This is a genomic window from Pseudomonas sp. P5_A2_2 (genome assembly GCF_054177685.1).
Genome location: NZ_JBGCUL010001019.1, coordinates 1 through 1,551 on the forward strand (window position 1 = coordinate 1; position 1,551 = coordinate 1,551).

Consider the following 1,551-nt stretch of genomic DNA (forward strand, 5'->3'; position numbering starts at 1 on the left):
GCAGAGACAGACAGCGAGGCCTTGCACGATTTAAGGATCGCCGTCAGACGAATCCGAAGTCTGCTAACGCCATTGCGCTCATTGAAGGAAATGACCGTACTTCGCGAGGCTGCCACCGAGGCGGGTCGGCTGACGACACCGGCGCGGGATCTGGAAGTAATGGCCAGCGAACTTGAGCTTCAGGGCATGCCTGAAGCGGCGGCCACCAGGCGTTCTCGCTTAAAAACAGATTATCGAAAATTACTCAATGATCCCGCGCTGGATGGATTGTTCGTAGCCTTGGATCAATGGCCTTCTGCATTCAGGGCATCAGAGCCAGGCAATGATTCAAGGGTAATGAAACAGGTCATCGTCAAGGCGCTGACCAAGCAAATCGATAAGCTCCATCGCGCTTTGGACGATGAGCAGTTTGACCGGCACGAGTTACGAATTTTGGTAAAGCGCACTCGCTACCTTACCGAAGCATTCCCACAATTGTCCCCGCTGTCGACGACGGCGGCGAAATCCTTGAAGGCGGTGCAATCGGCACTGGGATCATGGCATGACCATTTCCAGTGGTGCCTCAAGGTAAAACTTGAGCCTGACCTTAAGCCGCTGGAGCACCTGTGGGCGGAGGCTTCCATCGGCGAACTTCGACAAGCCGAGGACGAAATGCAAAAACTGAAAATGCTGCTTCCAAAAATCTCAGGCAAAAAAATGGCCGTCCCAAAGGCGGCCAAGAAAACAGGAGTTGATTCGAAGTAAGAGCTATCGATTGCGCGCGAGTTATCGTACTGGCATTTCGATTTCAATTTTATGTTCAGCGCACGGAATCAGATGCGGAACCAAGGCGTGCCATCCCATCGTCAGACGCTGAAGTTTCAACCTTGCTCTTGCGATCAACCGGCTCTTTCCAAAGCGGAAAACAGGCTGATAAATTCCAATGAAAGCTTATGGCGTGGCGCCAGGTKGATCATGGGTACCGTCGCTTCATGGGACTCACGCATTTTGACCGAGCTACTCAAATAATCAGGTAACACGGGCAAGCCTTCGGCCACCAACTCGTCGATCAGCATCTGGTGCAAGCTGGCACGTGCCACAAATTGGTTGACCACCACACCTTCCACGATCAGCGACTCATTATGGTCAGCTTGCAACTCAGCCACTTGCGCGATGACGTTGTAGAGCGCCTGACGAGAAAAGCTGTYGCAATCGAATGGAATCAGCACACGGTCGGCGGCGATCAGTGCGCTGAACGTGTAGAAATTCAGGGACGGCGGCGTATCGATATAAATACGTTCGTAATCTTCGGAAAGCTCCACCAGCAAGCGGCGCAGCTTGTTGATCTTGAATTTGGACTCAAGCTTTGACTGCAGGTCGGCAAGCTCGTGGCTGGCCGTGACCAGGTGCAGATTGTCGTAGCGAGTATTAGTGATAGCCACCCGATTCTTTTTGCTGGCCGGGCCGCCGGATAAGGTTTGCTTGAAAAAATCGGCAATCCCCATGGGGATATCATCGCCTGTCAGCCCTGTCAGGTATTGAGTCGAGTTAGCCTGAGGATCGAGATCCACC

At 52.9% G+C, this 1,551-nt stretch carries 2 protein-coding genes; one reads left to right on the forward strand and one right to left on the reverse strand.

The features are described 5' to 3' along the window. Positions 1-744, forward strand: a 744-nt coding sequence (locus tag ACXRVY_RS28370) for a CHAD domain-containing protein (RefSeq protein WP_458238878.1), incomplete at its 5' end; no start/stop codon positions are given. A 134-nt stretch (positions 745-878) separates the two neighbouring features. Here ACXRVY_RS28370 and ACXRVY_RS28375 read toward each other — a convergent pair. Beyond that, on the reverse strand, positions 879-1,551 hold a 673-nt coding region (locus ACXRVY_RS28375; RefSeq protein ID WP_458238879.1), incomplete at its 5' end, for a ParA family protein.